The organism is Klebsiella sp. CN_Kp106 (assembly GCF_040064575.1).
In the GTDB taxonomy this organism is placed as follows: domain Bacteria; phylum Pseudomonadota; class Gammaproteobacteria; order Enterobacterales; family Enterobacteriaceae; genus Klebsiella; species Klebsiella michiganensis.
Window position 1 is genome coordinate 128,231 of record NZ_JBEAIG010000052.1, and the last position, 26,255, is coordinate 154,485.

The 26,255-nt window shown below is 57.1% G+C and carries 28 protein-coding genes; 16 read left to right on the top strand and 12 right to left on the bottom strand.

Annotation, left to right across the window (positions count from 1 at the left end):
- Positions 1–18 precede the first annotated feature (18 nt).
- From ABLU96_RS17835 to ABLU96_RS17860, 6 genes are all read left to right on the top strand, one after another.
- On the top strand, positions 19–531 hold the full coding sequence (locus tag ABLU96_RS17835) for a 4-hydroxyphenylacetate 3-monooxygenase reductase subunit (protein WP_004098296.1): 513 nt from the start codon (positions 19–21) through the stop codon (positions 529–531).
- A gap of 297 nt (positions 532–828) precedes the next feature.
- Positions 829–2,979: a pyruvate/proton symporter BtsT gene (gene btsT / locus ABLU96_RS17840; protein ID WP_048262618.1), complete on the top strand. Its 2,151-nt coding sequence runs from the start codon at positions 829–831 to the stop codon at positions 2,977–2,979.
- A 109-nt stretch (positions 2,980–3,088) separates the two neighbouring features.
- Complete coding sequence (locus tag ABLU96_RS17845) at positions 3,089–3,292, top strand: YbdD/YjiX family protein (RefSeq protein ID WP_004098292.1); 204 nt, start codon at positions 3,089–3,091, stop codon at positions 3,290–3,292.
- Positions 3,293–3,303: 11 nt separating this feature from the next.
- Complete coding sequence (yjiA, locus tag ABLU96_RS17850) at positions 3,304–4,260, top strand: GTPase (RefSeq protein WP_014227783.1); 957 nt, start codon at positions 3,304–3,306, stop codon at positions 4,258–4,260.
- Positions 4,261–4,607: 347 nt separating this feature from the next.
- A complete protein-coding gene (locus ABLU96_RS17855) occupies positions 4,608–5,153 on the top strand; it encodes a YfaZ family outer membrane protein (protein ID WP_004098290.1) in 546 nt (181 codons plus the stop codon).
- Positions 5,153–5,473, top strand: coding sequence for a hypothetical protein (locus ABLU96_RS17860; RefSeq protein ID WP_047724594.1), 321 nt, complete (start codon positions 5,153–5,155; stop codon positions 5,471–5,473). Before ABLU96_RS17855 ends, ABLU96_RS17860 begins: the two co-directional genes overlap by 1 nt.
- Before the next feature lie 46 nt (positions 5,474–5,519).
- On the opposite strand, the gene ABLU96_RS17865 is transcribed toward ABLU96_RS17860, so the two are convergent.
- Both ABLU96_RS17865 and ABLU96_RS17870 read right to left on the bottom strand, forming a co-directional pair.
- Positions 5,520–6,890: an NAD-dependent succinate-semialdehyde dehydrogenase gene (locus tag ABLU96_RS17865; protein WP_064406253.1), complete on the bottom strand. Its 1,371-nt coding sequence runs from the start codon at positions 6,888–6,890 to the stop codon at positions 5,520–5,522.
- Positions 6,891–7,068: 178 nt separating this feature from the next.
- Positions 7,069–7,995, bottom strand: a complete 927-nt coding sequence (locus tag ABLU96_RS17870) for an Rpn family recombination-promoting nuclease/putative transposase (protein WP_348862680.1) — start codon at positions 7,993–7,995, stop codon at positions 7,069–7,071.
- A gap of 208 nt (positions 7,996–8,203) precedes the next feature.
- Here ABLU96_RS17870 and ABLU96_RS17875 point away from each other — a divergent pair, with 208 nt between their 5' ends.
- Complete coding sequence (locus ABLU96_RS17875; RefSeq protein WP_049078854.1) at positions 8,204–9,019, top strand: AraC family transcriptional regulator; 816 nt, start codon at positions 8,204–8,206, stop codon at positions 9,017–9,019.
- A gap of 46 nt (positions 9,020–9,065) precedes the next feature.
- Positions 9,066–9,707 carry a LysE family translocator gene (locus ABLU96_RS17880; protein WP_047724601.1) on the top strand — a complete coding sequence of 214 codons (642 nt, stop codon included), beginning with the start codon at positions 9,066–9,068 and terminating at the stop codon, positions 9,705–9,707.
- A gap of 89 nt (positions 9,708–9,796) precedes the next feature.
- Here the strand turns inward: ABLU96_RS17880 and ABLU96_RS17885 are convergent, their stop codons facing one another.
- On the bottom strand, positions 9,797–10,231 hold the full coding sequence (locus tag ABLU96_RS17885; protein ID WP_046877824.1) for a hypothetical protein: 435 nt from the start codon (positions 10,229–10,231) through the stop codon (positions 9,797–9,799).
- Positions 10,232–10,531: 300 nt separating this feature from the next.
- Here ABLU96_RS17885 and ABLU96_RS17890 point away from each other — a divergent pair, with 300 nt between their 5' ends.
- Complete coding sequence (locus ABLU96_RS17890; protein ID WP_348862682.1) at positions 10,532–11,821, top strand: DUF445 domain-containing protein; 1,290 nt, start codon at positions 10,532–10,534, stop codon at positions 11,819–11,821.
- Between the two features lie 163 nt (positions 11,822–11,984).
- Positions 11,985–13,226 (top strand): multidrug efflux MFS transporter MdtM, encoded by a 1,242-nt coding sequence (mdtM, locus tag ABLU96_RS17895; protein WP_009652859.1) that lies wholly within the window; start codon positions 11,985–11,987, stop codon positions 13,224–13,226.
- A 10-nt stretch (positions 13,227–13,236) separates the two neighbouring features.
- Here the strand turns inward: mdtM and ABLU96_RS17900 are convergent, their stop codons facing one another.
- Positions 13,237–13,863 carry a ParB/RepB/Spo0J family partition protein gene (locus tag ABLU96_RS17900; RefSeq protein ID WP_014227775.1) on the bottom strand — a complete coding sequence of 209 codons (627 nt, stop codon included), beginning with the start codon at positions 13,861–13,863 and terminating at the stop codon, positions 13,237–13,239.
- The gene (locus tag ABLU96_RS17905; protein WP_032693014.1) at positions 13,863–15,074 is read right to left on the bottom strand and encodes a DUF3440 domain-containing protein; all 1,212 of its coding nucleotides are present in this window, start codon (positions 15,072–15,074) and stop codon (positions 13,863–13,865) included. Before ABLU96_RS17905 ends, ABLU96_RS17900 begins: the two co-directional genes overlap by 1 nt.
- Before the next feature lie 374 nt (positions 15,075–15,448).
- On the opposite strand from ABLU96_RS17905, the gene ABLU96_RS17910 reads away from it, so the two are divergent.
- The 4 genes from ABLU96_RS17910 to ABLU96_RS17925 all read left to right on the top strand — a co-directional run bounded on the left by ABLU96_RS17910 (position 15,449) and on the right by ABLU96_RS17925 (position 17,949).
- A complete protein-coding gene (locus tag ABLU96_RS17910; RefSeq protein WP_064406255.1) occupies positions 15,449–15,688 on the top strand; it encodes a DUF2164 domain-containing protein in 240 nt (79 codons plus the stop codon).
- An 82-nt stretch (positions 15,689–15,770) separates the two neighbouring features.
- Positions 15,771–16,922 carry a double-cubane-cluster-containing anaerobic reductase gene (locus ABLU96_RS17915; protein ID WP_064406257.1) on the top strand — a complete coding sequence of 384 codons (1,152 nt, stop codon included), beginning with the start codon at positions 15,771–15,773 and terminating at the stop codon, positions 16,920–16,922.
- Positions 16,923–16,930: 8 nt separating this feature from the next.
- Entirely contained in the window at positions 16,931–17,698 is a 768-nt protein-coding gene (gene yjiL / locus ABLU96_RS17920) for a putative 2-hydroxyacyl-CoA dehydratase activator YjiL (RefSeq protein ID WP_064406258.1), read from the top strand.
- The gene (locus ABLU96_RS17925; protein WP_064375519.1) at positions 17,695–17,949 is read left to right on the top strand and encodes a DUF3343 domain-containing protein; all 255 of its coding nucleotides are present in this window, start codon (positions 17,695–17,697) and stop codon (positions 17,947–17,949) included. The genes yjiL and ABLU96_RS17925 overlap by 4 nt, the downstream gene beginning before the upstream one ends.
- A gap of 59 nt (positions 17,950–18,008) precedes the next feature.
- Here the strand turns inward: ABLU96_RS17925 and ABLU96_RS17930 are convergent, their stop codons facing one another.
- From ABLU96_RS17930 to ABLU96_RS17940, 3 genes are read right to left on the bottom strand one after another with little or no spacing between them, the layout of a single operon-like run.
- Positions 18,009–19,112: a M20 peptidase aminoacylase family protein gene (locus tag ABLU96_RS17930; RefSeq protein ID WP_064375520.1), complete on the bottom strand. Its 1,104-nt coding sequence runs from the start codon at positions 19,110–19,112 to the stop codon at positions 18,009–18,011.
- A gap of 20 nt (positions 19,113–19,132) precedes the next feature.
- Positions 19,133–19,600: a YjiG family protein gene (locus tag ABLU96_RS17935; protein WP_004128539.1), complete on the bottom strand. Its 468-nt coding sequence runs from the start codon at positions 19,598–19,600 to the stop codon at positions 19,133–19,135.
- The gene (locus tag ABLU96_RS17940) at positions 19,593–20,276 is read right to left on the bottom strand and encodes a nucleoside recognition domain-containing protein (RefSeq protein WP_014227768.1); all 684 of its coding nucleotides are present in this window, start codon (positions 20,274–20,276) and stop codon (positions 19,593–19,595) included. Before ABLU96_RS17940 ends, ABLU96_RS17935 begins: the two co-directional genes overlap by 8 nt.
- 312 nt (positions 20,277–20,588) lie before the next feature.
- On the opposite strand from ABLU96_RS17940, the gene ABLU96_RS17945 reads away from it, so the two are divergent.
- Complete coding sequence (locus tag ABLU96_RS17945; protein ID WP_064406261.1) at positions 20,589–21,503, top strand: LysR substrate-binding domain-containing protein; 915 nt, start codon at positions 20,589–20,591, stop codon at positions 21,501–21,503.
- A gap of 2 nt (positions 21,504–21,505) precedes the next feature.
- Here the strand turns inward: ABLU96_RS17945 and ABLU96_RS17950 are convergent, their stop codons facing one another.
- The 4 genes from ABLU96_RS17950 to ABLU96_RS17965 all read right to left on the bottom strand — a co-directional run bounded on the left by ABLU96_RS17950 (position 21,506) and on the right by ABLU96_RS17965 (position 24,566).
- A complete protein-coding gene (locus ABLU96_RS17950; protein ID WP_004098265.1) occupies positions 21,506–22,570 on the bottom strand; it encodes a DUF2955 domain-containing protein in 1,065 nt (354 codons plus the stop codon).
- Positions 22,560–23,627: an HlyD family secretion protein gene (locus ABLU96_RS17955; RefSeq protein WP_032693019.1), complete on the bottom strand. Its 1,068-nt coding sequence runs from the start codon at positions 23,625–23,627 to the stop codon at positions 22,560–22,562. Before ABLU96_RS17955 ends, ABLU96_RS17950 begins: the two co-directional genes overlap by 11 nt.
- Before the next feature lie 6 nt (positions 23,628–23,633).
- A complete protein-coding gene (locus tag ABLU96_RS17960; RefSeq protein WP_014227766.1) occupies positions 23,634–24,098 on the bottom strand; it encodes a MarR family transcriptional regulator in 465 nt (154 codons plus the stop codon).
- A 303-nt stretch (positions 24,099–24,401) separates the two neighbouring features.
- Positions 24,402–24,566: a DUF1127 domain-containing protein gene (locus ABLU96_RS17965; protein WP_004098259.1), complete on the bottom strand. Its 165-nt coding sequence runs from the start codon at positions 24,564–24,566 to the stop codon at positions 24,402–24,404.
- Between the two features lie 177 nt (positions 24,567–24,743).
- Here ABLU96_RS17965 and ABLU96_RS17970 point away from each other — a divergent pair, with 177 nt between their 5' ends.
- On the top strand, positions 24,744–26,168 hold the full coding sequence (locus ABLU96_RS17970; protein WP_014227765.1) for a PLP-dependent aminotransferase family protein: 1,425 nt from the start codon (positions 24,744–24,746) through the stop codon (positions 26,166–26,168).
- Positions 26,169–26,255 lie beyond the last annotated feature (87 nt).

Here is a 26,255-nt window from a genome sequence, read left to right on the forward strand (position 1 = left end):
CGGCAGCGGGAGGTCACAATGCAATTAGATGAACAACGTCTGCGTTTTCGCGATGCCATGGCCAGTCTGTCGGCCGCCGTTAACGTCATCACCACCGAAGGCGAGGCGGGCCGCTGCGGTATCACCGCCACCGCGGTCTGTTCGGTGACCGATACGCCGCCGTCGGTAATGGTCTGCATCAACGCTAACAGCGCGATGAATCCGGTTTTCCAGGGCAACGGCAAGCTGTGCATCAACGTGCTGAACCACGAGCAAGAGGAGATGGCCCGCCACTTCGCCGGCATGACCGGGATGACGATGGACGACCGTTTCGGCCTCAGCGGCTGGCAAAAAGGCGCGCTGGGCCAGCCGGTGCTAAAAGGCGCGCTGGCGAGCCTCGAAGGCGAGATTAGCCAGGTGCAGACCATCGGTAGCCACCTGGTCTATCTGGTGGAAATCAGGAACATTACCCTGAGCCAGCAGGGCCACGGACTGATTTACTTTAAGCGCCGCTTCCATCCGGTGATGATGGAGATGGACGTCGTGGCGTAGTTTTGCCTTCCCCTCTCTCGCGGGAGAGGGGATTACCTCGCTTCCCCCCATCGTCACGGCGGGAATATTCCTGTGATCTCAATCACATATTTAAGCCTGTCGGGATTCCTGCCCAACCGCTTACCCCTGCAAGTGACCGCTTAACCCCGGATATAACCACTCACAGATTTACCCAACTTTACGCGCGCGACGTTCTGGCAAGATGGTCCCCAGCATAGCTAATCAATGCCTCCTCAAACCCTAACTAAACCCAGACGGCTTCGGCCCATTATTCATCTTATTAAGCCAGGTTTTACTATGGATACTAAAAAGTTATTCAAGCACATACCCTGGGTGATTCTTGGAATCATCGGGGCATTTTGCCTCTCGGTCGTCGCTCTGCGCCGCGGCGAGCACGTCAGTGCGCTGTGGATCGTGGTGGCCTCGGTTTCCGTCTACCTCGTCGCCTACCGTTATTACAGCCTGTACATTGCGCAAAAGGTCATGAAGCTCGATCCTACGCGCTCCACGCCTGCGGTGATTAACAACGATGGCCTGAACTACGTTCCGACCAACCGCTACGTGCTGTTTGGCCACCACTTTGCCGCGATTGCCGGCGCCGGTCCGCTGGTGGGCCCGGTGCTCGCCGCGCAGATGGGCTACCTGCCGGGTACCCTGTGGCTGCTGGCGGGCGTCGTGCTGGCAGGGGCGGTGCAGGACTTTATGGTGCTGTTTATCTCCTCGCGCCGTAACGGTGCCTCGCTGGGAGAAATGATCAAGCAGGAGATGGGTCCGGTGCCGGGCTCCATCGCGCTGTTCGGCTGCTTCCTGATAATGATCATCATCCTTGCGGTGCTGGCGTTAATCGTGGTGAAAGCGCTGGCGGAAAGCCCGTGGGGCGTCTTCACCGTCTGCTCGACCGTGCCGATCGCCCTGTTTATGGGGATCTACATGCGCTTCCTGCGCCCGGGCCGCGTAGGCGAAGTATCGGTGATTGGTATCGTCCTGCTGGTAGCGTCGATTTACTTCGGCGGCGTGATTGCCCACGACCCGTACTGGGGCCCGGCGCTGACCTTTAAAGACACCACTATTACCTTTACCCTGATTGGCTACGCGTTTATCTCGGCGCTGCTGCCGGTCTGGCTGATTCTGGCGCCGCGCGACTACCTGGCGACCTTCCTGAAAATTGGCGTTATCGTCGGCCTGGCGCTGGGCATTGTTATCCTCAACCCGGACCTGAAAATGCCGGCGGTGACCCAGTACATTGACGGTACCGGTCCGCTGTGGAAAGGCGCGCTGTTCCCGTTCCTGTTTATCACTATCGCCTGCGGCGCGGTCTCCGGCTTCCACGCCCTGATCGCCTCCGGCACCACGCCGAAGCTGCTGGCTAACGAAACCGACGCCCGCTTTATCGGCTACGGCGCGATGCTGATGGAATCTTTCGTCGCTATCATGGCGCTGGTAGCGGCCTCAATTATCGAACCGGGCCTCTACTTCGCGATGAACACCCCGCCAGCGGGTCTGGGCATCACCATGCCGAACCTGCACGAAATGGGCGGTGAGAACGCCGCGCTGATTGCCGCGCAGCTGAGGGATGTCACCGCACACGCGGCGGCGACCGTCAGCTCCTGGGGCTTCGTGATCTCACCTGAGCAAATCCTGCAAACCGCGAAAGATATCGGCGAACCGTCGGTACTGAACCGCGCGGGCGGCGCGCCGACGCTGGCCGTGGGTATCGCTCACGTGTTCCACAAAATCATCCCGATGGCGGATATGGGCTTCTGGTACCACTTCGGTATTCTGTTTGAAGCGCTGTTTATCCTTACCGCGCTGGATGCCGGTACCCGTGCAGGCCGCTTTATGCTGCAGGATCTGCTGGGCAACTTCGTGCCGTTCCTCAAGAAAACCGACTCGCTGGTGGCCGGTGTTATCGGTACCGCGGGCTGCGTCGGCCTGTGGGGCTACCTGCTGTATCAGGGCGTGGTCGACCCGCTGGGCGGCGTGAAGAGCCTGTGGCCGCTGTTCGGTATCTCTAACCAGATGCTGGCCGCCGTGGCGCTGGTGCTCGGCACCGTGGTGCTGGTCAAAATGCAGCGCACCAAATATATCTGGGTCACCGTGATCCCGGCCGCATGGCTGCTGCTGTGCACCACCTGGGCGCTGGGCCTGAAACTGTTCAGCACCAACCCGCAGATGGAAGGCTTCTTCTTCATGGCGCAGCAGTATAAAGAGAAGATCGCCGCCGGCGGCGAACTGACCGCGCAGCAGATTGCCAACATGAACCATATCGTGGTGAACAACTACACCAACGCGGGTCTGAGCATTCTGTTCCTGGTGGTGGTCTACAGCATCATCTTCTACGGCATCAAAACCTGGCTCAACGTGCGCAACAATAAAATGCGTACCGACAAAGAGACCCCGTACGTGCCGGTACCGGAAGGCGGCGTGAAGACCTCTTCGCATCACTAAACCTTAATGCCGGATGGCGCTACGCTTATCCGGTCTACACAAACGAATGTTTGTAGGCCGGATGAGGCGCTAGCCGCCATCCGGCTTTATTCGTTCTCTGGGACTCACAATGTTTGGTAACTTAGGTCAGGCAAAAAAATACCTCGGTCAGGCAGCGAAAATGCTGATTGGCATTCCGGATTACGATAATTACGTCGAGCATATGCAGACTAACCATCCGGACAAGCCGTACATGACCTACGATGAATTCTTTCGCGAACGCCAGCAGGCCCGCTACGGCGGCGACGGCAAAGGCGGCGTACGCTGCTGCTAATGGAGGCAAACATGGCACCGATTGCAGTCACCCTGCTCACCGGTTTTCTTGGCGCGGGTAAAACCACCCTGCTGCGCCATATCCTGAACGAACGGCACGGCTTTAAAATTGCCGTTATCGAAAACGAATTTGGCGAAGTCGCCGTCGATGACCAGCTTATCGGCGATCGCGCCACGCAGATTAAAACCCTGACCAACGGCTGCATCTGCTGTACCCGTTCCAACGAACTGGAAGACGCCCTGCTCGATCTACTCGACAGCCGCGATCGCGGAGAAATTGATTTTGACCGGCTGGTGATCGAATGTACCGGCATGGCCGACCCCGGCCCGATCATCCAGACCTTTTTCTCTCACGATGTGCTGTGTGAACGCTATCTGCTGGATGGCGTGATTGCGCTGGTTGACGCGGTGCATGCCGACCAGCAGATGAATCAGTTCACCATTGCCCAGTCGCAGGTGGGCTACGCCGATCGTATCCTGCTCACCAAAACTGACGTGGCGGGCGACAGCGACAAGCTCCGCGAACGGCTGATGCGTATTAACGCCCGCGCGCCGATTTACAACGTCACCCACGGCGATATCGACCTGAATCTGCTGTTTAACACCAGCGGCTTTATGCTGGAAGAGAACGTGGTCAGCAGCAAACCGCGCTTCCACTTTATGGCCGATAAGCAGAACGACGTGTCGTCTATCGTGGTGGAGCTGGATTATCCGGTGGATATCAGCGACGTGTCGCGGGTAATGGAAAACCTGCTGCTCACCTTCGCTGAACAGCTGATGCGCTATAAAGGGATGCTGTGGATCGACGGCGAGCCCAACCGCCTGCTGTTCCAGGGCGTTCAACGGCTATACAGCGCCGACTGGGACCGGCCGTGGGGCGATGAGCGGCCGCACAGTACCCTGGTGTTTATTGGAATACAGCTTCCGGAAGATGAGATTCGCACCGCATTTGCGAGCCTGCGCAAGTAGTCATGTCGCATTCCCCCTCTTCTGGAGGGGGAATGCGCGGCTGAAATGTAAAATTCTGTTCTTATATGTAACAATAGAAATGTTTTTGGAAATAATTAGAAAGCCAATTATTGCGTCCACAACCGCTTTTTCGCGCCTGTTCAGCGAATATTTAGCCAAAAGATTCAACTCACGCTCAACGGCTAAAGATTACCCATTGACTCCACAGTAAAAACAACTAACAAACAACACAAATAAATATATCTAATAACAAAATTAGCATAAAACAGCCATCACTCGCTGATTTGCAGTCATAAAAATCGATTGTTAAGGTGCCCTCCGCGTAATGTAATGATGAGGCATAAAACATGAAAAAGCTGAATATCCTTCTTCTCTCGGCGTTGACTGCCGTCTCGGGATCCGCACTCGCGATGGGCGGCACCGTTGAGCAGGGCAAGAACTTCACCAACCTGAATCTGGAAATGGGGAAATCCTCCTCTGGCCTGTATGTGGAAAGCAACTGGCTCAAAAATACCGATGACGGTACCCAGACAGGCGGCGTAGGCGCGGGTTATAACCTGGAACTCGGCCCGGTAATGTTCAATGCCGGCGCGAAAGCCATCTACCTCGGTCCTAAAAAAGGCGATAACGGCGTGGCCTTCCCCATCGGCGGCGGCGTCAACGTGGCCCTGACCGACAGCATCCATCTCTATGGTGAGGGCTATGCCGCACCGGAGGGCCTGAACAATAGCGTCAAAAACTACGTTGAAGCCAACGGCGGCGTAAGCTGGACGCCAATCACCCCGGTCACGCTGAAAGTGGGCTATCGCCATGTCAGCGTCGACGGCAAAGATGGCCGCCCGGGCCACACGCTGATTGACGGCGCCTATGTCGGCGGCGGGGTTACCTTCTGATGAACGGCCGCTTCGCCGCGCTTTGCGTTCTGAGCTTCACCGTGCTGCTGTCAGGCTGCGTCCAGTACAAATGGGTGAAGCCGGGAGTCAGCGATACGGAGATGAGTAAAAAGCTCACGGAGTGCGAAGCGCAGGCGCTGATCGATCTCCCCCCGGATAACGTCGTCACCGGTTCAAGCTCGGAAAAAACGGACAAAAAGAACAAGAAAAAGGATATTTCCACCAGCTATACGGTTGAGGACGCCAATGAGGGGCGCAGGGATACGCTCGTCGACAGCTGCATGTTTAAGAGCGGCTGGGATAAGATTGAAGTTCAGTGAACGCCAAAAAAAACCTGCCAGATGGCAGGTTTTTGTCTTCACGCCGTTATTTATGCACGACCACCAGCTTCTGATTCACAAACTCTTTAATCCCGAGATCGGAAAGCTCGCGGCCAAACCCGGAGCGCTTAACGCCGCCAAACGGCAGCTCCGGAGCGGTATCGGTTAGCCAGTTGATATAGACCATACCGGTTTCAATCCGCGACGCCATGCGTTTCGCCCTTTCGATATCCTGGCTGAATACGGCTCCGCCAAGGCCATAGTGCGAATCGTTGGCCAGCTTCATCGCCTCATCGTCATCTTTCACCACGTAGATTTGCGCGACCGGGCCGAAGAACTCTTCGAAGTAGGCCGGGTTATCGCGGGTAATGCCGGTGAGTATGGTGGGCTCGAAAAAGCTGCCTTCCCGCTGCGCGGGTTTGCCGCCCAGGTGCAGCTTCGCGCCGTTTTTCACCGCATCGTTCACCTGCCTGGTCAGCGTGTCCAGCGCATCTTTTGAAGAGAGCGGCCCCAGCGTCGTGCGCTCATCCAGCGGATCGCCGATTTTCACCTGACGGAAGGCCTCGGTAAACTGGCTCAGGAACGAGTCGGCAATTTTTTCATGCAGGATAAAGCGCTTCGCCGCGGTGCACACCTGGCCTGCGTTGTTGAGCCGCGCCTGCACGCCGATCTTCACCGCCTTCTCCAGATCGGCGTCGTCCAGGACCACAAAGACATCGTTGCCGCCCAGTTCAAGCGTCGCTTTCTTGATGTGTTTAGCCGCCTGCGCCGCCACCACGCTACCGGCTTTTTCCGAGCCGGTCAGGGCCGCACCCTGTACGCGATCGTCGGCGATAATCTTCGCCACCTGATCCTGAGAAATAAAAAGGTTAGTCCACGCGCCCTCCGGCGCACCGGCTTCGCGTACCAGGTGGGCGAAGGTTTCCGCACAGTGCGGGACGATGCTGGCATGTTTGGCGATAACCGGGTTCCCCGCCGCCAGGTTCGGTGCCAGCACGCGCATAAGCTGATAATAAGGGAAGTTCCACGGTTCTACCGCCATCAGTACGCCGATGGGATGGTGTTCGACCCAGGCTTCACCCAGCCCGGACGGATACTTTACCGGCGCCAAAAACTGTTTGGCGTTGTCGGCGTAGTAGCGGGCAATTTGCGCGCACAGCTTCACTTCACCGCGGCTTTGCTCAATGAGTTTGCCCATTTCCTGGCTGGCGATTTTCGCCAGCTCGTCAACCCGGCCGTCGATCAGATCCGCCAGCTTGTACAGCACCGATAGCCGCTGCGCTATATCGCCTTTCGACCACGACGAATGATATAGCGCATCCGCCTTCTGCAGAGCCGCTTCCACGTCCGCGTCGCTGTGTGCCGGGTACGCTTTGATAAGCTGATTGTTTGCAGGATTCACCGTCTGATAAGCCATATCGCATGTCTCCTTGTTATCGCTGTTAACGCAGTCATAAATACCGCACAGGATATTAAGGGTAGTCGAGATAACTGAGGATGCGGCCAAACTCAGAGAGATACGGAATTTTCCCGAAATGGAACGGAGCGCGCTCTCGGCATAAATCGCCCATAAATAACAGCTCAATATCAATAAGTTAATGAGTAACAGCCCGGATATCCGCCTCCGACAAATCGGTAATTCTCAGCACCGTTTCCAGGGCCATACCTTCGGCGAGCATCGTTTGAGCAATACGCCGCGCTTCGGCGCGCTGCCCCTCCTCAACGCCCTCCAGTCGACCTTCCCGCTTCCCCTGCCTGCGCCCCACTTCACGTAACCTTTCGGCGATAGTCATGAGCTTCTCCTTATGCTGCGGAACACGCTGAGCCACTTCGCGGATAAATTTCCCCAACCGAAGCGCTTTGCCCGAGTGAATCAGGTAATTAAACAGCGTTTTTAGCTGCCTGTCATTAGCGTATCCGCTAAGCAAAATGGCCGTCAGATGTTCCACAATGCCCAGCAAATCGCGCTGACGAATATGTTTTTGCATCAGCTCCAGTAAGGCGACTCTTCGATGCTGGACAATTTCGTCATCAGGCACGACGGTAATATCCACCAGCGGAAACGGCATGGTATAAAGCTGCTTAGCCAGAGCAGGGTCGGCAAACTTGTCGAGCCAGGATAACGACCAGGGATAAGGCGTGGCGACGCCATGATAGAACAGTATCGGTACAACCAGCGGCAGCGTTTTATGTCCGTTATCCAGATGGCGCTGCATCGCAGCAATGGCGTAACGCATCATTCTGAAGGCCATATACGCATCCGGAGAGCTTTGATGCTCGATGACAACATAGATATAGCCTTCTCCCGCCGCGGTTTTCAGTGCCCAAAGAACATCGGAGTAGTATGCCCGCAGGTTCTCCTCAATAAAGCTCCCGGATTCAAGCGTCAGCGAATCCAGGTCGCAAAGCTGTCTGAGCGCCGGAGGAAGATGGATATCCAAAAAGTCGCGCGCGGTATCAGCTTGACGTAAAAACTGTTTGAAGACCGCATCGTGCGGCGTTGACGTAGTACCCTTTTCCATGGCTATCCGCCTGCGTAAAAAAATCCTGCCGCCACTCTACTGCGCCATTTTTCTCATCACACACACTGTTGCTGACCTTTACGAGCCGCGACGAAAGATATCTTCCTTCGGCTGCAAGCGAGACATTTTTGTTGAACGCGACTCGCGGTTCTCCCGCAGGATGAAGGCATGTTATAAACAGCTATCCCCCTCAGCTAAGGAGCCCACCGTGAGCCATACGCGCGATATTCAGCAAACCTTCTGGCGCGACGAACAGCTGCCCTGGCTGGAGCTGCGCAGCACCTGGCAAAGCCGTCAGGCCTATAAACGTCACCGCCATCCGCAGCTCTCCGTGGGGGCGATTATCGAGGGGGAAACGCGCTGTATCTGCAACGGGCAGGAGTATCTGCTGCGGCCGGGCGATCTGATTATTATCCCCGCCCAGGCGCCCCACAGCTGCAATCCGCGCGACGGCCAGCCGCGCAGCTACCATATGCTCTATCTCGAGCTAAGCTGGTGCTGGCGGCAGCTGGCAAACGATGCGCATCACGAGCGGCTGATAACCTCCCAGCCGGTGATTCGCGATGCCGGGCTCTTTGCCCGGTATCTGCAGATCGTGGCGTTGATGACTCAGCAAAACACCGCCGCGCTACCCGCCAGCGTCGCCCGGTTCCTGCGCGACCTGCCGCTGCGCCCGCTCGCGCCTGTGGCGCTTAGTCAGACCAGCGCGCGTTTGTTCAGTCGTCTGGCAACCAATCTGCAGGCGCCGCCGACGCTGGATAGCCTCGCCGATGAGTTTGCGCTGCGCAAAGAGACGCTGATCCGCGCCTTCAAGCAGGATACCGGCCTGACGCCCGCCAGCTTTATCAATATCGCGCGGATTGAGTTCGCCAAAACGCGCCTGCGGGCCGGGGATAATATCGCCGATGTCGGCTACCAGGCCGGGTTTGCCGACCAGAGCCACTTTCATAAAACCTTTGTCAGCTATACCGCCGCTACGCCGCGCCAGTATGCGCAGTCCCGATCAATAACAGACAATAATTAGCGTTTACGCTGGCGTAAGGTGACCTCAGATTAATACTGAGGTTGCTATGGACATACTCGCTACGCTCTTTCCCTCCGCCTTCCCCGCGCTGGCGCTCTCCCATTTTGTCGCCCTGCTGAGCCCCGGGCCGGATTTTTTTCTGCTGGTGGGCTACGCCATCCGCTATCGCCTGCGCGGCAGCGTCGGCCTGTGTATCGGCATTGCCGCCGGAAACGGTCTGTATATTCTTCTGGCCATTATCGGCTGGGGGATCCTGCGCCAGGCGCCGCTGCTGTTTACGGTGATTGAGCTGCTGGGCGCGGCGTATTTACTGTGGATTGGCAGCCTGCTGCTCAGAAGCCGTCCGACCACGCTGGCGCTGCACGGCGCCTCGGCTTCGCGCCCGCCGCTGGTGAAACAGCTTTTTCTCGGGCTGGGTTCTTCGCTGCTCAATCCGAAAAACGCGCTGTTCTACCTCGCGCTGATGACCTCCCTGCTGGGCCCGAACGTCACGCTGGTGCAGCAGGCCGTCAGCGGAGCCTGGATGACCAGCGTGGTGTTGATATGGGATCTGTTGCTGGTCACGCTGATTGCGCTACCGTCGGTGCAGCGCCGCCTTTCCGCCGTCGTCTGGCGAGTCGAGCGCACGGCCGGCGGCGTATTGATGGCTTTTGGTTGTTGGATTGTGTGGCAGTTTATTTTTAATTAATATTACCAATCATCAAATAAGGACAAAGCCTCGCCGTTCCCCAGCAGGGAATAAACGAGGCTTCACTCTATCGCCATCTTACACAATAATTATTCCGGACTATTTGCCGTCAACATATCCATCGGTACAAATACCCACTGCTGTGCTTCCGAGCCGTTAAATTCGAAAAGAATAATCGGATTCCCCTGGTTCGTGCCGCGGTTGTAGCTGTCCATAACAAAGCTCGGGTTTTGTTTGCTTTTAATAAAGCGACGTGAGCTGACTAAATCCCACCGCTGCGTCGCTTTATTCCCGCGAACCTGGAGCTCAATCGCTGCGCCTGAGCCCATACGATCCCCGCAAATGCCCAGCAGCAGCTCCTCGCTGGCGGCCAGGACGATCTCGCCGGTCCTGTCATCAACCGACCACAGAATTTTATTTAACGGTGAGGACGTCGGTAAGATAACAGCCTTAGCCCCGGCTTGCTGATCGCTAATACCTAATACCATGTCTTTTTTTGCTGCATATTTAAATATACCAATCATGAAAAACTCCTTTTATAAAAGACCAGTAGCAAGAGAAATTGATTAACGTTTTCCCTGAAATAAACAATGCCTTATTTAACCTTGAATATAATGTGATTAAGATCACTTATTAATAACTAACTTAAGAAAAAACCCATGTGGGATATATATTATGAATGCATTTAAGTTTAATTATTTAAAAATAGAATTTAAGCTACGTAAATTAAATTAACCCTCATCGTCTCTCTCGTCGGAAAAAGAGGAATCCGAATGACCAGGGCGTCAAATGGCGAAGATTTTACGCATTAGCCGTCAGGCTATATGCTTAAGCTTATGGAAAAACTCGCTGAACTGAAACGCGCCAAGCTGCTGGCGCTCTCGCTGCTGCTGATTGCAGCCGCCATTTTTATCACTACCCTCGTGCTGCCGCCAACGCCATGGGTCGGTGCGCTAAAGGCTATTTCCGAAGCGGCAATGGTCGGCGCGCTGGCGGACTGGTTTGCGGTCGTGGCGCTGTTTCGCCGTATTCCGCTGCCGTTCATTGCGCGGCATACGGCGATTATTCCGCGTAATAAGGACCGGATTGCCGATAATCTCGGCTATTTCGTGCAGGAAAAATTTCTCGATACGCCCTCTCTGGTCGCGCTGATCCGGCGCTATGAACCGGCGCTGATGCTCGGTAACTGGTTCAGCCAGCCGGAAAACGCGCGTCGGGTCGGCCAGCATCTGCTGCAGGTGATGAGCGGCTTTCTGGAGCTAACCGATGACGCGCGCATTCAGCGCCTGCTGCGTCGGGCGGTACATAAAGCGATTGATAAGATCGATTTAACCCAAACCAGCGCGATGATGCTGGAAGGGCTGACGCGCGATAACCGCCACCAGAAGCTGCTCGATTCGCTGATTAGCCAGCTGATCGCCCTGCTCCAACGCGACAGCTCGCGGGCGTTTATTGCCCGCGGCATCGTGCACTGGCTGGAGACCGAGCATCCGCTTAAAGCCAGGCTGCTGCCTACCGAATGGCTCGGCGAGCACAGCGCTGAAATGGTTACCGACGCGGTTAACACGCTGCTCGACGAAGTGAGTCAGGATCGCGCCCATCAGATCCGCCAGGCCTTCGATCGCGCGGCGCTGAAGCTGATCGACAACCTGAAGTCCGATCCGCTGATGGCGGAAAAAGCGGACAATATCAAAGCGTATCTGAAAAACGATGAGACCTTTAACCGCTATCTGGGCGAGGTATGGGCCGATCTGCGCGGCTGGGTTAAAAACGATGTTAATAGCGACGATTCACGCATTAAGCAGCGCATTGCCGAAGCCGGTCAGTGGTTTGGCGAAACGCTGCTCCACGATGAGGCGCTGCGCGAATCCCTGAACGAACATCTTGAGCAGGCGGCGCACCGGGTAGCCCCGGAGTTTGCCGCCTTCCTGACGCGCCATATCAGCGATACGGTCAAAAGCTGGGACTCCCGCGATATGTCGCGACAAATCGAGCTGAACATTGGTAAGGACCTGCAGTTTATCCGCATCAACGGCACGCTGGTTGGCGGCACTATCGGTCTGCTGCTGTGGCTGTTTTCACAAATTCCGTCGCTGCTGCATTTACATATTTAATTCAACTTTTTGTTTTTAATGTATTTCTTATATGAATACATATTAACCATTAAAAACACATGGATATTTAGGTTGACCCTAAATTTATTGCAGTGTGAAGTGCTGAAATAGTGCGCGCATAAACGGCTATTTATGGCGTAGAGACTCAACAAGGAGCCCACCGATGTTGCAATGGATGACCCGTTTTTTCGCCCGCCATTCCGCCACGCTGTTCTTCCCGGCGGCGCTGATCCTGTATGACTTTGCCGCCTATCTGACCACCGATCTTATCCAGCCGGGGATTATTCACGTGGTGCGCGACTTTGACGCCGACGTGGCGCTGGCTCCCGCCTCGGTCAGCCTGTATATGGCCGGCGGCATGGCGCTACAGTGGCTGCTCGGGCCGCTCTCCGATCGTATCGGCCGCCGTCCGGTGCTGCTCACCGGCGCGCTGATCTTTACCCTGGCCTGCTTCGCGACCCTGTTCACCACCTCAATGGAGCAGTTCCTCGCCGCGCGCTTTGTTCAGGGCACCAGCATCTGTTTTATCGCTACGGTTGGCTACGTCACCGTGCAGGAGGCGTTCGGCCAGACAAAAGCCATTAAGCTGATGGCGATTATTACCTCGATCGTGCTGATCGCGCCAATAATTGGCCCGCTCTCCGGCGCGGCGCTGATGCACTTCGTGCACTGGAAAGTGCTGTTCGGGATTATTGCCGTCATGGGGTTTATCGCCTGGCTGGGGCTACTGCTGAATATGCCGGAGACCGTCCGGCGCGGCGACGTCCCCTTCAGCGCCAGCGGCGTGCTGCGCGATTTCCGCGATGTTTTCCGCAACCGCGTTTTTCTGTTCGGCGCCGCCACGCTCTCGCTCAGCTATATTCCACTGATGAGCTGGGTTGCGGTCTCGCCGGTTATCCTGATTGACGACGGCGGGCTGACCACCGCCGAGTTCGCCTGGACCCAGGTGCCGGTCTTCAGCGCGGTGATTATTGCCAACCTGTCGGTGGCGCGCTGGGTAAAAGACCCGACGCGTCCGCGCTTTATCTGGCGCGCGGTGCCCATCCAGATGACCGGGCTGGCGATCCTGATCCTCGGCAACCTGCTGTGGCCGCACGTCTGGCTGTGGTCGGTGATCGGCACCTGCTTCTACGCCTTCGGCATCGGGCTGATCTTCCCGACACTGTTCCGCTTTACCCTGTTTTCAAACGATCTGCCAAAGGGCACCGTTTCCGCTTCGCTGAATATCGTGATCCTTAGCGTCAGCGCGCTCTCTATCGAAGCGGCGCGCTGGCTGTGGTTTAACGGCGGCAGGCTGCCTTTTCATCTGCTGGGGGTGGCGGCGGGGATTGCGGCCGCGTGCTGTCTGGCGGGTTTATTAAGCCGGATACGCCAGCAGCCGGAAGCCGAGCTGGCGCAGGAGTAGCCCACATTGGCTACTCCACGGTCCAGGCTTCACTAAAGCTCTCGTCGGCGAACAGCTCCGTCAGGCCGCTGATCTGTTTCAGGCGCAGCACCTCGTCCGCATCCATACCGAGCTCTTCGCCGATGCGCCGATCGTCCCAGCCCTGGCGATGTAAATCGCGGACGATGTCGGACATCGCCGCGATCTGATGTTTGCCCCTGGCGCGATTATGGCGAATGGTGGCGGCGATGCGCTCTTTCTGCCCTTCGCGTTCGGCATTGATGAGCGTCACCGGAAGATAACCATGCAGGCGCCGGTTCAGCTCCGGGCGACTCTTACCAATCAGATGGCGATGAAAACCGTCCACGACCAGGTGCCGTCGCTGCTGGCGAGCCACCACTACCGGTTGGGTAAAACCATCCAGTTCGATAGAGCGTTCCAGCAGCTTTTTTTCCACCGTCGCCATCACGTTGGGGTTGTAGTCATTCGCCTCAACCGTTTTGGCCTCGACCCACAGCACGCAGTCCACCGGCTCGCGGCAGAAGGGACTGTGCTGGTGGATCAGGCTCTTCAGCTCGTTAATCGCTTTGATTTTCAGGTCAACATCGTCAAACGACTCGAGATATTCAATCACTGTCTTAGCCACATCCGGCGACATCAAAGCGTCCTCCACTCTTTACGTTTGTTACTCACCAGCCGACAGTAGCGCTCATAGTGCTTTGGCTGCGTCGGGCTGAACGACAGCATCCGGCACCAGAAATCGTTTTTCAGCAGCGTCTTGCAGATGCGGCGCCATGAGGGAACATCGCGATAGCCGAGATCTTTTTCCTGCTCGTCGGGAATATCGACAGGGAAACCGCGGGTCTGGTACCAGTGCAGATAAATAGCGATTTTATTACGGTAATGCTCGGCGGTTTTTGCCGGCATGCTGTCGAGCAGAAAGAGCGCATACTCGCGCCAGCTAAAATGCGCCGGTTTGCGGATTTTGGTCTTCAGCGCAAAGTAGTCGCCGCTGGCGTTGGCGTAAATCGCGCCGCTGTGCGCGCCGCATACCCGACGGCACATCCGCTCCCAGGTCTCCGGCTCAAGAATGTGATAGAGCCACAGCCCGCGCCTCTGCTCGGGGCCGAAGGGCTCGCAGACGCGCATATTTTTCAGCGGTACGCCGGCGCGGTGCATCAGGTCATAGAGCGGGTTGTAGGGAAGGCGCGACTTATGATTAAAGATCCAGATGTCGCGGGTCCGCCAGTCATAGAGGGGATAGCAGGTATAGCTGAACCCTTCCGGCGAGGCGGTGGTCCAGGGTTTATCTTCCTCAAAGCGCAGTTTGGTCGGCGAGGTGAGCGCCATATAGCGATGCAGCGACTCGTCGGTGCGGATGCCGATCAGCGAAGCGAGACTGCGCCCCGCAGCCAGCCAGTGGGAAAAGGCCGGTATAAACGCTTCAAAGGTCATTTCCGGCTGATAAAAAGGGAAAAAACCGGCATCGGTGATGGCGTCATCTGGCGGTTGCCTCACCCATTCTTCCCCGGCCCGCCAGGCGACCCATTCCGGCTCATGCTGCGATACGCCGCTCACCGTGGTCATTGGCAGCGCCACCCAGTAAAAGCGGCTTACCACATCCTGATAGCGCTCTTTCATATTTTGTACGTGCTGGATGGTTAATAAATACTGCGCTTCCCAGTCCACGAACAATACCGCAAACTTTTTCCCTTTTTTACGCGCAACGGCTGCCGCCAGATGAAATAATACCGTCGAGTCTTTACCACCCGAAAAAGATAAACAGACCTGCTCGAAAGTATCAAATACCCAATCCAGGCGCATCAGAGCAGCGTCAAAAACATTCATATTCAGTTTTACGCGTTTCATCCTTCACCCCTGATAAATGAATCGCCGTCAGAATGTACTTATAGGAAAATTCCGTAAGCCAGATAACCTGAAATCAGGTTCATAGATTATTCATCCAGATACCGAACATGCTGAAAAAAGGCGAGCGCGACTAAATGTTATTCACACCATAAAAATCATGTTATCTCATTTAAATTCATAAAGTTACGAGAATAACTCCTATTATCTTCGTTTTCTCGGGAGTACTGTGATCTCAGTCACAATTCTCCGCCGAGCGAGGTCATCAATATCCTTTATTGCGGCCAAAAACATCACGCCATATCGCAACTGACTCTCCGCAATCGGATATAATCAGCAGCCCCGATCCACCGTAACAATATTGATTAAGGAACGCCATGAGCGATATCGATCTCAGCCCGCCGCAACGCGATCTGCTGCGCGAGAAGTTGTCTAAATACTGCGAAGAGAATTTTGAGCTGGAACTGGAGCAATTTGACGCGGAATTCTTTGTCGACTTTATTGCGACAGAGCTGGGTCCAATGTTTTATAACGCCGGGATTGATGCGGCCATCGCCACCCACCTTGCGTGGGGCGATCGGATTCAGGAAGAGATGGATCTGAAAAAAGTCTACTAGCGGAAGATCAATAAATACCCACAGTAAACAGGGTTATAATGCGACCTCTTTCATCATCTCCCGTGTACGGGGAAGGAAAACCATGTCGCTTATCACCGATCTACCCGCCATTTTTGACCACTTCTCCGCAGCCCGCCAGCAGGGTTTCCTCACGGTCATGGAGCTTAAAGAGCAAAACATACCGCTGGTTGGCACCTACTGCACCTTTATGCCGCAGGAAATTCCGCTGGCCGCCGGCGCGGTGGTGGTGTCGCTGTGCTCCACCTCCGACGAGACGATTGAAGAGGCGGAAAAGGATCTGCCGCGCAACCTCTGTCCGCTGATAAAAAGCAGCTACGGTTTTGGCAAGACCGACAAATGCCCCTACTTCTACTTTTCCGACCTCGTGGTGGGCGAAACCACCTGCGATGGCAAAAAGAAAATGTACGAATACATGGCCGAATTCAAAGCCGTGCACGTGATGCAGCTGCCGAACAGCGCCAGCGATGATGCCTCGCGAGCGTTGTGGAAAGCGGAAATTTTGCGCCTGCAGAAGGTGGTGGAAGATCGCTTTGGTACGCCGATTACCGAAGCCGCCCTGCGCGAGGCGATTATCCTCAAGAACCGCGAACGGCGGGCGCTGGCGAACTTTTATCGCGTCGGGCAGCTCAACCCGCCCGCGCTCAGCGGCAGCGATATCTTAAAAGTGGTTTACGGCGCGACCTTCCGCTTCGATAAAGCGGCGCTGATCGATGAGCTCAACGACATGGCCGATCGGTTACGCCTGCAGTGGCAAGAGGGCAAACGGCTGGAGGCGCGGCCGCGTATTCTGATCACCGGCTGCCCGATCGGCGGCGCGGCGGAAAAAGTGGTGAAAGCCATTGAGGACAACGGCGGCTGGGTGGTCGGTTTTGAAAACTGCACCGGTGCGAAAGCCACCGAGCGCTGCGTGGAGGAGACGGGTGACGTTTACGACGCCCTGACCGAGAAATATCTCGCCATCGGCTGCTCCTGTATTTCGCCGAACGACCAGCGCCTGTCCCTGCTCAGCCAGATGGTGGATGAATATCAGGCGGACGGCGTGGTGGATGTCATTTTGCAGGCCTGCCACACCTACGCGGTGGAATCGCTGGCGATAAAACGCCACGTGCGCCAGCAGCACGACATCCCCTATATCGCCATTGAGACCGACTATTCGACGGCGGATATCGGCCAGCTCAGCACCCGCGTGGCGGCCTTTATCGAGATGCTTTAGGAGCGCGCGTGACCATTACCGTAGGGATTGATTCCGGATCGACCGCCACCAAAGGCATCCTGCTTGAAGACGGCGTGATTCAGCGCCGCTTTCTCTGCCCGACGCCGTTTCGCCCCGCCGACGCCATCGTTGAGGCGTGGGAAACGCTCCGCGCTGGCCTGAGCGAGCGCCCCTTTTTAACCTTAACCGGCTACGGTCGCCAGCTGGTGGATTTCGCCGATAAGCAGGTCACTGAGATCTCGTGCCACGGGCTCGGCGCGCGCCTGCTGGCCCCGCAGACCCGGACGGTCATCGACATCGGCGGCCAGGACAGCAAGGTTATCCAGCTGGACGAAGCGGGTAATCTCACCGATTTCCTGATGAACGATAAATGCGCGGCGGGTACCGGGCGCTTCCTGGAGGTGATTTCGCGTACGCTGGGGGCCAGCGTCGAGCAGCTCGACAGCATCACCGACGGTATTGAACCCCATGCGATTACCAGCATGTGCACGGTATTCGCCGAATCCGAGGTCATCAGCCTGCGTTCGGCCGGGGTGCCGCCGGAGGCGATCCTCGCCGGGGTGATCAACGCCATGGCCCGACGCAGCGCCAATTTTATTAGCCGTCTGTCGGCGCAGGGGCCGCTGCTGTTTACCGGCGGCGTCAGCCACTGCACGGCCTTCGCGCGGAGGCTGGAGGGGCACGTGGGTATGGCGGTGCAGACGCATCCCGACGCGCAGTTTGCCGGGGCGATCGGCGCGGCGCTGATCGGCTTACGTCAGAGGAGCCGCCGGTGACGGAATATCTGTTTTTATTTCACTCAACGGTGGGGGTAGTGCGGATGCGCAAAGCCCTGCAGGCGGCGGGAGCGTCCTTCCGGGTGAAGGACATTCCGCGCCAGCTGCGCGGCGGCTGCGGGCTTTGCATTTATCTGAGCTGTGAGCCGGGCGAAGAACAGAAGTGGATTCTCCCCGGCCAAACGGAAGCTCTGTTTCGCGTCGCCGGGAATGATTATCAGCTGCTGGCTCAGTTTCCGCCGCAGGCGTAACCAGGGCGCGAATCATCGCCCGGCGGCGTACAGCGAGCACAATATCCGGGTTTGTTCCCTCAGCCCAGCAGCTGGCGAACGCAGGATTTAAACACCCGCACGCCATCCGCCAGCGCGGCGCGGTCGAAGTGCATCTCCGGATGATGCAGCCCCGGCAGCAGGTCGCAGCCCAGCCCCCAGAACCCGCCCTTCACCTGTGGACGCAGGCGCAGATAGTGGAAAAAGTCCTCGCTGCCCGGCGTACTCTTCGCTTCCGTTAAGCCGGCTTCGCCAAACGTTTCCCGGATCGCCTGGCTGACGATAGCCGTAGCCTGTTCGTCGATAATCGCGGCGGGCATCTCCTTGACGATCTGGATATCGACGGTGGCGCCGTAAGCCGCCGCGCTGCTCTCTATCGCCCGCACCACCCGCTCTTTCAGCGTCGCCATGCCGTCATTTTCCGCGCTGCGCAGATCCCAGCACACGTGCGCTTTCGCCGGCACCGAGTTGGTTACCCCCGCATCGCACAGAAAGCGCGTCGCTTTAGCGCTCCAGGTCAGCGAAGGCGCCAGATGAATCCCGTTTACCGCCTGCACCGCGTGCGACGCGGCATCCAGCGCGTTAACGCCCAGGTGAGGCCGGGCGGCATGCGCGGCTTTGCCGTGGAAATCGACCATCACCGTCGCCGAGGCGGAGTAGTACATCGCCGGCACCGCCTTGCCCATCGGACACTCCTCCAGCGGCCTGAGGTGGAAGCCGAACAGCATCTCCACGTCGTCCAGCGCGCCCGCGTCCGTCAGCGCGATCGCCCCGGTGCCCAGCTCTTCGGCGGGCTGAAAGAGTATTTTCAGCTTCCCGCGCTTCACCAGCCCTTCGGCGAGGATCTCTTCCGCGGCGGTCAACACCACCGAAGAGTGACCGTCATGACCACAGGTATGGCGAGCCTCTAAGCGGCCATCGATGATATGGCCCAGCGCATCCATATCCGCCCGCAGCGCCACGACCGGCCCCGGCTTACCGCTATCCAGCAGCGCAACAATGCCGGTGGTGCCGCCGACGTTGCGCTGAACCTGAAACCCCGCGGCTTCTAATGCATTGCCGATGTATGCCGACGTTTTGTGCTCCTCAAAGCCCAGTTCAGGGATTTGATGCAGATAATTGAAATGCTCTAAAGTTCGCGACACGTCTTACTCCTTGCCTTCTATTATGCAATCACGCGCATGACCAGCATGGCGATGACGGCATTGATAATGCTCACCGCCATCAGCAGCGGCCAATATTTTTTCGGGACATCCGCCACGCCGAGCAGGCGCCCCATGTACTGAAGCTGCGAACCCATGAGGAAAATCGCCGGGATGAGAATCGTGATATCCGCCACGTTGAGGGTGCCTTTGCTCAACAGGCTCACCGCCACGCCGGTTCCCGCAGAGGCGGAAAGCCAGGAGGTCAGCAATACGGTAATAGCTTCACCCGGCAGGCCAAACAGGCCCATCAGCGGCGCGCAGACGTGGCCGATGATCTGCATCACGCCGAGCAAATTCAGCATTTCAGCGATCACGTAGGCCATTAATACATTCGGCATCAGATTGTTGATGGCGATATTAAATCCTTTGCGCGCGCCGATAACGAAAATATCGAACGGGTTACTGCCGACTTTTGCCGAATTATTCATTTTCAAAATCCCTTTTATAAGCGGTATTCAGAACCAGACGCGTGATTGCCGCGCCGACAAACTTCAGCACAAACATTAAAAGCAGCGGAATAATGATAGGAATGGTTAACGAAGCGAAAAGCGCTGAGCCAATCGAGAAGTAGTTATTAATCAAACCGGCGCCGGAATATTGCCAGGCGCCCATAATAACCAGATCCTTACGATTTATTTTGTCGCTGTCATACAGCTCTTTGGTCAGCGCCGCCCCGGCATCGGTACTCTGTAAATCGGTAATCAGCGCCAGGCCGGTATAACCCGGGATCCCGAGCAGCGGGCGAAGCAGCGGGGTCAGCAGCTTATGCGCCGCGCGGATCGCGCCGTAGTGGGTAAATATCTCCAGCAGCCCCAGCGCCAGCATCACCGTCGGCACCAGCGACAGGGCAAACAGGAAGCCGGCCTTGGCGCTGATGCCGCCGCTGCCGATAAAGGTGTTGGTTTCCGGCGTTTTCATGGTGCCGAACGCGCCGCCGAGGGTGGTAAAGTCAAACGCCCCCAGCCAGGCCATGCCCTCAACCTTAAACAGCAACCCGGAGAAAACTAACAATACGACGATCAGTGAAATCCAGGCTCCGGGCCCGACTTTCCACTCATTTGTCGTTTCGTCGGAGGAACATTCCAACGTTTTATTTTCACTCATACCCTGTCCTCTCACATAATGAAATGTTAGTGCGATTGTTTGCAATTTGAAATTATGTCAATTTATTGTTATTCGAATTTATTATTTTCACTGATAAGCTTTTCCATATTCCCTTAATCAGCATCATCACCATTTCTTATTCTTCAACTCCCCGAGCCTTGCCGCCTTAATAGCGCGCCGGGAATAAGCGATGAGAATTTTCCTCCCTGTCAGTTTTTGTCCGAATTACGATTATCTATAACTTGCCGGGATGATAAATACCTGTGAAAGGGTGTTATTGTTGACTACAGGTCAACAAAGGAGCGAGAAACGATGTTGCATGAGAGGCCGATGAGCTATCTGTATGAAGTCGGGATTCAGGGAGGCATTCGCCGGGCCGCCGATATGCTGGGCATCAACCCGTCAGTCATCAGCCGCCAGATAGCGCAGCTGGAACGGGCGCTGGAGCTGCCGCTGCTGGAACGCCAGGGACGAAACGTGGTGCTGACCGAAGCCGGACGTCTGCTGGCGGAGGACTACTACGAAAGCCGTCAGCGCCGGGAAAAGCTGGAAAGTCACCTGAAGGATTTACGCCATATGCGCGGCGGGACTATCTCGGTGAGGATTGGCGGCGGGCTGGTCACCACCTTTATTGAATCGGTGATGAGCACCTTTTCTCAGTCCTGGCCTAACGTGTTCGTGGATATTATTGTCGGCAGCATGCAGGAGATGCTCAACGATATCGCCAGCGGCGAAGCGGATATGGCGGTCGCCTTCGGCCCCATCGGCAACCCGGAGCTTAAACGCCACAGCTTTCAGTGGGGCCCTATCTGCGCCGTGGTCTCGCCGCAGCATCCCATCGCTGCCCTGCCCGCCGTCACCATCGATGAGCTTACACAATATCGCCTGATCGCGCTCACCGACAGCTTTGGCCTGCAGCGCCATATGAACGCCATGTTTAAAACCGCCGGACGGCAGTTTCATCCGGCCTATCGCTGCAACCTCTTTTCCACCGCCATGAGCCTGAGCCAGGCGGGATTGGGGATCTCTTTTATGACCGCATACGCCGCCCGGGAGGCGATCGCCCACGGTATTCTGAGCGCGGTCCCCATCGATCATCCCATCGCCAGCAGCGCCCAGTGCCACCTGCTACGCAACTCCGACCGCCGCTTTTCCCCGGCGGCGCATCATATGTGGCGGCTGCTGCACAACGCTTTTCGCGACGCGCAGCGGGCGCTGGCGGCCTGAGCTTATTCGGTCACCACGAATCGGGTTGGCGCAAAGCAGTTCAGCAGCCGATGCATAAGGAAGACCATGGTCAGCGTGACGATCAGCGCCACGGTGACGGAAGTGATGCGGTACAGATCGCTGAACACCAGGTCCTGGTCCGGATGCAGGTTCTGGCCGAACATGATGCCGATGGTGGTAATGCTGGCGAAGCCCACGCCGGCCCCCACCTTCTCCATCACGTGCAGGCGGGCGCTAAACGCCAGGCCGAGACCAATCAGCGGCATCATCAGCACCATATGATTGCTGAAGTCGTAGATAATCAGCTGCACCACCAGGATATAAAGGCAGGCCAGCACCACCCCCACCACGCGCCAGATCGAGCTAATCACCGCGCCGCGATAGTGCATCGGGAACAGAATTAAAATTCCCGCCATCAGCGCCGACAGCGAGTCGCTCAGATCGCAGACCTGAAAGATCACAAAGATCATTGTCGCCACGCTGCCGGAGAGCAGCGATTCGTGGCGAATACGGGCAGCATCTTTTTCAATGCGCGGCGGCGGCTTGCGCGGTTCAACGTCCGGGATGAAGTAGTTCAGCAGCGCGCTGAGCGCCACCGCCATCACGCAGGCCTCCATATTGGAGAACATCAGGGTGTGCCAGTTACTGGTGGGATAGCTCATAAAGTTGAGCATCGTGCTTTGACACACCACGCCCATCGACCCCAGCAGAAACAGCGGCCCCTGGCTCATAAAGCGAAAGCGCATCACGTACAGGCCAAACACCACCAGCGTCATAATCACCGGCCACTGCGACAGATAGCCGACGATTAACACCATTTCGACGCAGTTTACCGCTGCGCTGAACACAAACTGCCGCGCCACGTGACGGTTAAATACCGGCACCAGCGACAGCAGCATCAGCGGATAAACCACGAAAAAGACGCCGTACTGTACGTCGTAGAAGGTCGAAATGCTCAGTGCGATAGTGCCGGCCACGGCGATGCGCAGCGTCTGGCGAAAATCGTTCGCCGTGTAGACGATGTTGCCGTGCGGGGTGAAGACCCGCGCCAGGGTATTAATAGACATAGTGCAGGAAGCTCACCAGATGGATCTGCGCGCCGGCGAAGGTACGGGCGAACGGGCCATCGCTGTTATAGAGCTGTACCGTCGCGCGGGCGCCAGTGGGCAGCGGCTTATCCAGCGGCTCGTCCAGGGCGACGTGAATGCGCATGCGCTGCGCGTCGCGCACCCAGCGGGTGGACTGCTCCGGCTGCGATAGCTGGCCATTGACCTCTTCCTGGCCGGCCAGAATACCGGCATCGCTGCTGGTGACGTGCGCCGGGAAGACTTTCCCCGGCAGCGCATCAAACACCACCGCGGCATCGGTATTGACGCCGGTGTGGCGCAGGCTCTTCTCGCGGAAATCAGCGACGATATCGGTCTGATTGCTCACCAGCGCCAGCAGCGGCGTGGCGGCGGTGGCGTACAGACCGGGGTTAAGCTGCAGGTTGCTCACCATCCCGTCGGTCTCCGCGCGGACCTTCGTCCAGCCGAGGTTAAGCTGCGCCTCTTCCAGCGCATTGCGGTACTTCTGCAGCGTGACGTTGCGCCCATCGTCGCGCTCGCCGCGCTGGATCAGCAGATTCTGGATACTGGCGTTGAGCGCGCTGACCGACTGCTCGCTGGTCTGCCAGGTGGTGCGCACTTTATCCAGATCCGACTGGGAAACGTTCTGCATGGTGCTCAGGCGCTGGTAGCGCTCGAAGGTCACCTTATCGTTGCGCGCGGTGTACTGGGCGGTGCGCAGGTTGGCGCGGGCAGAGGCGATCTGCGCGTCCAGCTGCTGGTTGCTGAGTTTCGCCTGTTCAAGGGCGATCTGCGCCGCTTCCACTTTATTGATAAACGGCGTCGGGTCCAGTTCATAGAGCAGGTCGCCCTTCTTCACCTGGCTGTTGTTGTGCACATAGACATGGGAGACATAGCCGGAGACGCGCGACGAGACCGGCGTGACCACGCGCATCACGGTGGAGTCCGGCGTGAGCGGGATCCAGATATCGGCAACGATAAACCAGGCGAATATGGCCAGGAAGGCGGCAATACTCACCCTTACCCAGCGGGCAAATTTCTGTTCAGGGGTCATCATAGTGTTTTAGATCTTGTTATCTTCTTCGCGGATAGTCCGCAGATTGCAGGCGATTTGATTTAACGTAGCGCTAAAGGCGGCGAGCTGCGCTTCAGGGATAGTTTCGGTGACGCGCTGTTGATAGGTCTCAATCACGCGGTTCAGCTTCTCCAGAATAGCTCGGCCTTCCGCCGTCAGCGTCAGCAGGCGTATGCGTTTGTCATAAGGCGATGTAGAACGCAGCAGATAGCCCTGCTTTTCCAGCTGCGTGAGGGTGCGCATCAGCGGCGGCAGTTCAATGCCCTGCACCTCCGCCAGCTCGCTGACCGAGACGTTATCCCCCAGCTGATGCAGCTGCATCAGCACCGTCCAGCTTGACTGGGTCAGGCCGGTATCGGTAATGGCAGAATCAATAATCGCGCGCCACTGGCGCACCACCATCGCCATGCGCATCCCCATCGGGCGGCGGGCAAACAGGTCGTCTTCGGTCATCTTTTTTTCCTCACTTAACGGTGAGGAAAATAATACTTATCACGGTAAGTATCAAGAAACGAAGAGTGGATAAGCATGAATTGATAAATTCTGTGAATGTATTATCCCCGGTCGCGCTCACGCTTACCGGGGCTACAGCTCTGCGCGGTATGGTCGCCCGGACAGGCGCGTCAAGCGCCGCCTCCGGGGAAATCCCCGGTTGCGCTCACGCTTACCGGGGCTACAGTTCTGCGCGGTCTGGTAGCCCGGACAGGCGCGTCAAGCGCCGCCTCCGGGAAAATGCCGGGTAACAAATCGCACTTTTTAATTGATCTGATCCCGACGCAGCCCGACATCTTTTAGCTGTTCGTCGCTCATACGCTGCAATGTTCTGCGCGTTTGTTCGCGAAGCCACCATTTTTTGATTATCCGCGCCAGAAACACGAAGCCGATAAACGGCTGTCTTGCCCGATTCTCGTGAAATTCCATCCTCTACCTCCTCACCTTGCCAGAGGCTTTATCTTCACGGATCCGCGGCCAAACAATACAGATTCACAAAATACTTTTCTTTAACATACAGATTCGCTAAAACGTACAGCAGACCTCATTTTTACCGCCAATCTGTACTGGTTTATTGATCTGTATGGCGACGATCAAGGATACAGCATGACCCGCTATCAACATCTGGCCAGCCTGCTGGCAGAACGCATCGAACAGGGGCTGTATCGCCCCGGCGAAAAGCTGCCGTCGGTACGCAGCCTGAGCCAGGAACACGGCGTCAGCATCAGCACCGTTCAGCAGGCCTACCAGACGCTGGAACAGCAGCAGTTGATCGTGCCGCAGCCGCGATCCGGCTATTTCGTGGCCCCGCGTAAAGCCCAGCCGCCGGTACCGCCGATGTCGCGTCCGGTCCAGCGTCCCGTCGAGATCACCCAGTGGGATCAGGTGCTGACCATGCTCGACGCCCGCCACGATAAATCGATTATCCCCTTCGGCGGCGGCTCGCCGGACGTCACTCAGCCGAGCCTGAAGCCTATCTGGCGCGAGCTGAGCCGGGCAATTCAGCACAACCTGAGCGAAGTGCTGAACTACGACGAGCTGGCCGGGCGTCGCGAACTGCGCGAACAGATCGCCCGCCTGATGCTCGACGGCGGATCGGTGGTCACCGCCAACGACCTGGTGCTCACCAGCGGCTGCCACAGCGCGCTGTCGCTGGCGCTGCTGTCGGTGTGCCAGCCCGGTGATATCGTCGCCGTCGAATCCCCTTGCTACTACGGCACCATGCAGATGCTGCGCGGATTAGGGCTAAAAACCATCGAGATCCCCACCGATCCGGAAACCGGGATCAGCATCGAGGCGTTAGAGCTGGCGCTCGATCAATGGCCGATCAAAGGGGTGATCCTGGTCCCCAACTGCAATAATCCGCTGGGATTTATCATGCCGGATGCCCGCAAGCGAGCGGCGCTGTGCCTCGCCCAGCGCCACGATATCGTTATCTTTGAGGATGATATCTACGGCGAGCTGGCAACCGAATACCCGCGCCCGCGCACGATCCATTCCTGGGACATCGACGGCCGGGTGATGCTCTGCAGTTCGTTTACCAAAACCATCGCTCCCGGCCTGCGCATCGGCTGGATTGCCCCCGGCCGTTATTACGATCGTCTGCTGCAGATGAAGTATGCCGCCAGCGGTACCAACGTCCCCTCCACCCAACTGGCGGCCTGTAACTTTATTCGCGAAGGCCACTATCACCGCCACGTGCGGCGGATGCGGCAGATCTACCAGCGTAATATGGAGATTTACACCTGCTGGCTGCGGGAGTTTTTCCCCTGCGGGATCTGCGTTACCCGCCCGAAAGGCGGCTTTATGCTGTGGGTCGAGCTGCCGGAGCAGGTGGATATGGTCTGCGTCGCGAAGCAGCTGTGCCGGCTGAAAATCCAGGTCGCGCCGGGATCGCTGTTTTCAGCATCCGGGAAATACCGCAACTGCTTAAGGATCAACTGCGCCCTGCCGCCGACAGATAAACATAAAGAGGTGATGGTGCAGCTGGGAATGGCGTTGAAGGTGGCGATGGAGTGGGAGGCGGAGTGAGGTTGCGCTGGCCGGTACTACCGGTTCCCCGCCGTCTGCGGGCCGGTAGATACTGTGAACGCCTGCAACCATTTTTAGTTGCCGATA

Bases quoted from the DNA above. Each gene is read 5' to 3' on its own strand.
- ABLU96_RS17835 (WP_004098296.1), top strand. From the start codon at position 19: ATGCAATTAGATGAACAACGTCTGCGTTTTCGCGATGCCATGGCCAGT.
- btsT (WP_048262618.1), top strand. From the start codon at position 829: ATGGATACTAAAAAGTTATTCAAGCACATACCCTGGGTGATTCTTGGA.
- ABLU96_RS17845 (WP_004098292.1), top strand. From the start codon at position 3,089: ATGTTTGGTAACTTAGGTCAGGCAAAAAAATACCTCGGTCAGGCAGCG.
- yjiA (WP_014227783.1), top strand. From the start codon at position 3,304: ATGGCACCGATTGCAGTCACCCTGCTCACCGGTTTTCTTGGCGCGGGT.
- ABLU96_RS17855 (WP_004098290.1), top strand. From the start codon at position 4,608: ATGAAAAAGCTGAATATCCTTCTTCTCTCGGCGTTGACTGCCGTCTCG.
- ABLU96_RS17860 (WP_047724594.1), top strand. From the start codon at position 5,153: ATGAACGGCCGCTTCGCCGCGCTTTGCGTTCTGAGCTTCACCGTGCTG.
- ABLU96_RS17865 (WP_064406253.1), bottom strand. From the start codon at position 6,890: ATGGCTTATCAGACGGTGAATCCTGCAAACAATCAGCTTATCAAAGCG.
- ABLU96_RS17870 (WP_348862680.1), bottom strand. From the start codon at position 7,995: ATGGAAAAGGGTACTACGTCAACGCCGCACGATGCGGTCTTCAAACAG.
- ABLU96_RS17880 (WP_047724601.1), top strand. From the start codon at position 9,066: ATGGACATACTCGCTACGCTCTTTCCCTCCGCCTTCCCCGCGCTGGCG.
- ABLU96_RS17885 (WP_046877824.1), bottom strand. From the start codon at position 10,231: ATGATTGGTATATTTAAATATGCAGCAAAAAAAGACATGGTATTAGGT.
- ABLU96_RS17890 (WP_348862682.1), top strand. From the start codon at position 10,532: ATGCTTAAGCTTATGGAAAAACTCGCTGAACTGAAACGCGCCAAGCTG.
- mdtM (WP_009652859.1), top strand. From the start codon at position 11,985: ATGTTGCAATGGATGACCCGTTTTTTCGCCCGCCATTCCGCCACGCTG.
- ABLU96_RS17900 (WP_014227775.1), bottom strand. From the start codon at position 13,863: ATGTCGCCGGATGTGGCTAAGACAGTGATTGAATATCTCGAGTCGTTT.
- ABLU96_RS17905 (WP_032693014.1), bottom strand. From the start codon at position 15,074: ATGAAACGCGTAAAACTGAATATGAATGTTTTTGACGCTGCTCTGATG.
- ABLU96_RS17910 (WP_064406255.1), top strand. From the start codon at position 15,449: ATGAGCGATATCGATCTCAGCCCGCCGCAACGCGATCTGCTGCGCGAG.
- ABLU96_RS17915 (WP_064406257.1), top strand. From the start codon at position 15,771: ATGTCGCTTATCACCGATCTACCCGCCATTTTTGACCACTTCTCCGCA.
- ABLU96_RS17935 (WP_004128539.1), bottom strand. From the start codon at position 19,600: ATGAATAATTCGGCAAAAGTCGGCAGTAACCCGTTCGATATTTTCGTT.
- ABLU96_RS17940 (WP_014227768.1), bottom strand. From the start codon at position 20,276: ATGAGTGAAAATAAAACGTTGGAATGTTCCTCCGACGAAACGACAAAT.
- ABLU96_RS17945 (WP_064406261.1), top strand. From the start codon at position 20,589: ATGTTGCATGAGAGGCCGATGAGCTATCTGTATGAAGTCGGGATTCAG.
- ABLU96_RS17950 (WP_004098265.1), bottom strand. From the start codon at position 22,570: ATGTCTATTAATACCCTGGCGCGGGTCTTCACCCCGCACGGCAACATC.
- ABLU96_RS17955 (WP_032693019.1), bottom strand. From the start codon at position 23,627: ATGATGACCCCTGAACAGAAATTTGCCCGCTGGGTAAGGGTGAGTATT.
- ABLU96_RS17960 (WP_014227766.1), bottom strand. From the start codon at position 24,098: ATGACCGAAGACGACCTGTTTGCCCGCCGCCCGATGGGGATGCGCATG.
- ABLU96_RS17965 (WP_004098259.1), bottom strand. From the start codon at position 24,566: ATGGAATTTCACGAGAATCGGGCAAGACAGCCGTTTATCGGCTTCGTG.
- ABLU96_RS17970 (WP_014227765.1), top strand. From the start codon at position 24,744: ATGACCCGCTATCAACATCTGGCCAGCCTGCTGGCAGAACGCATCGAA.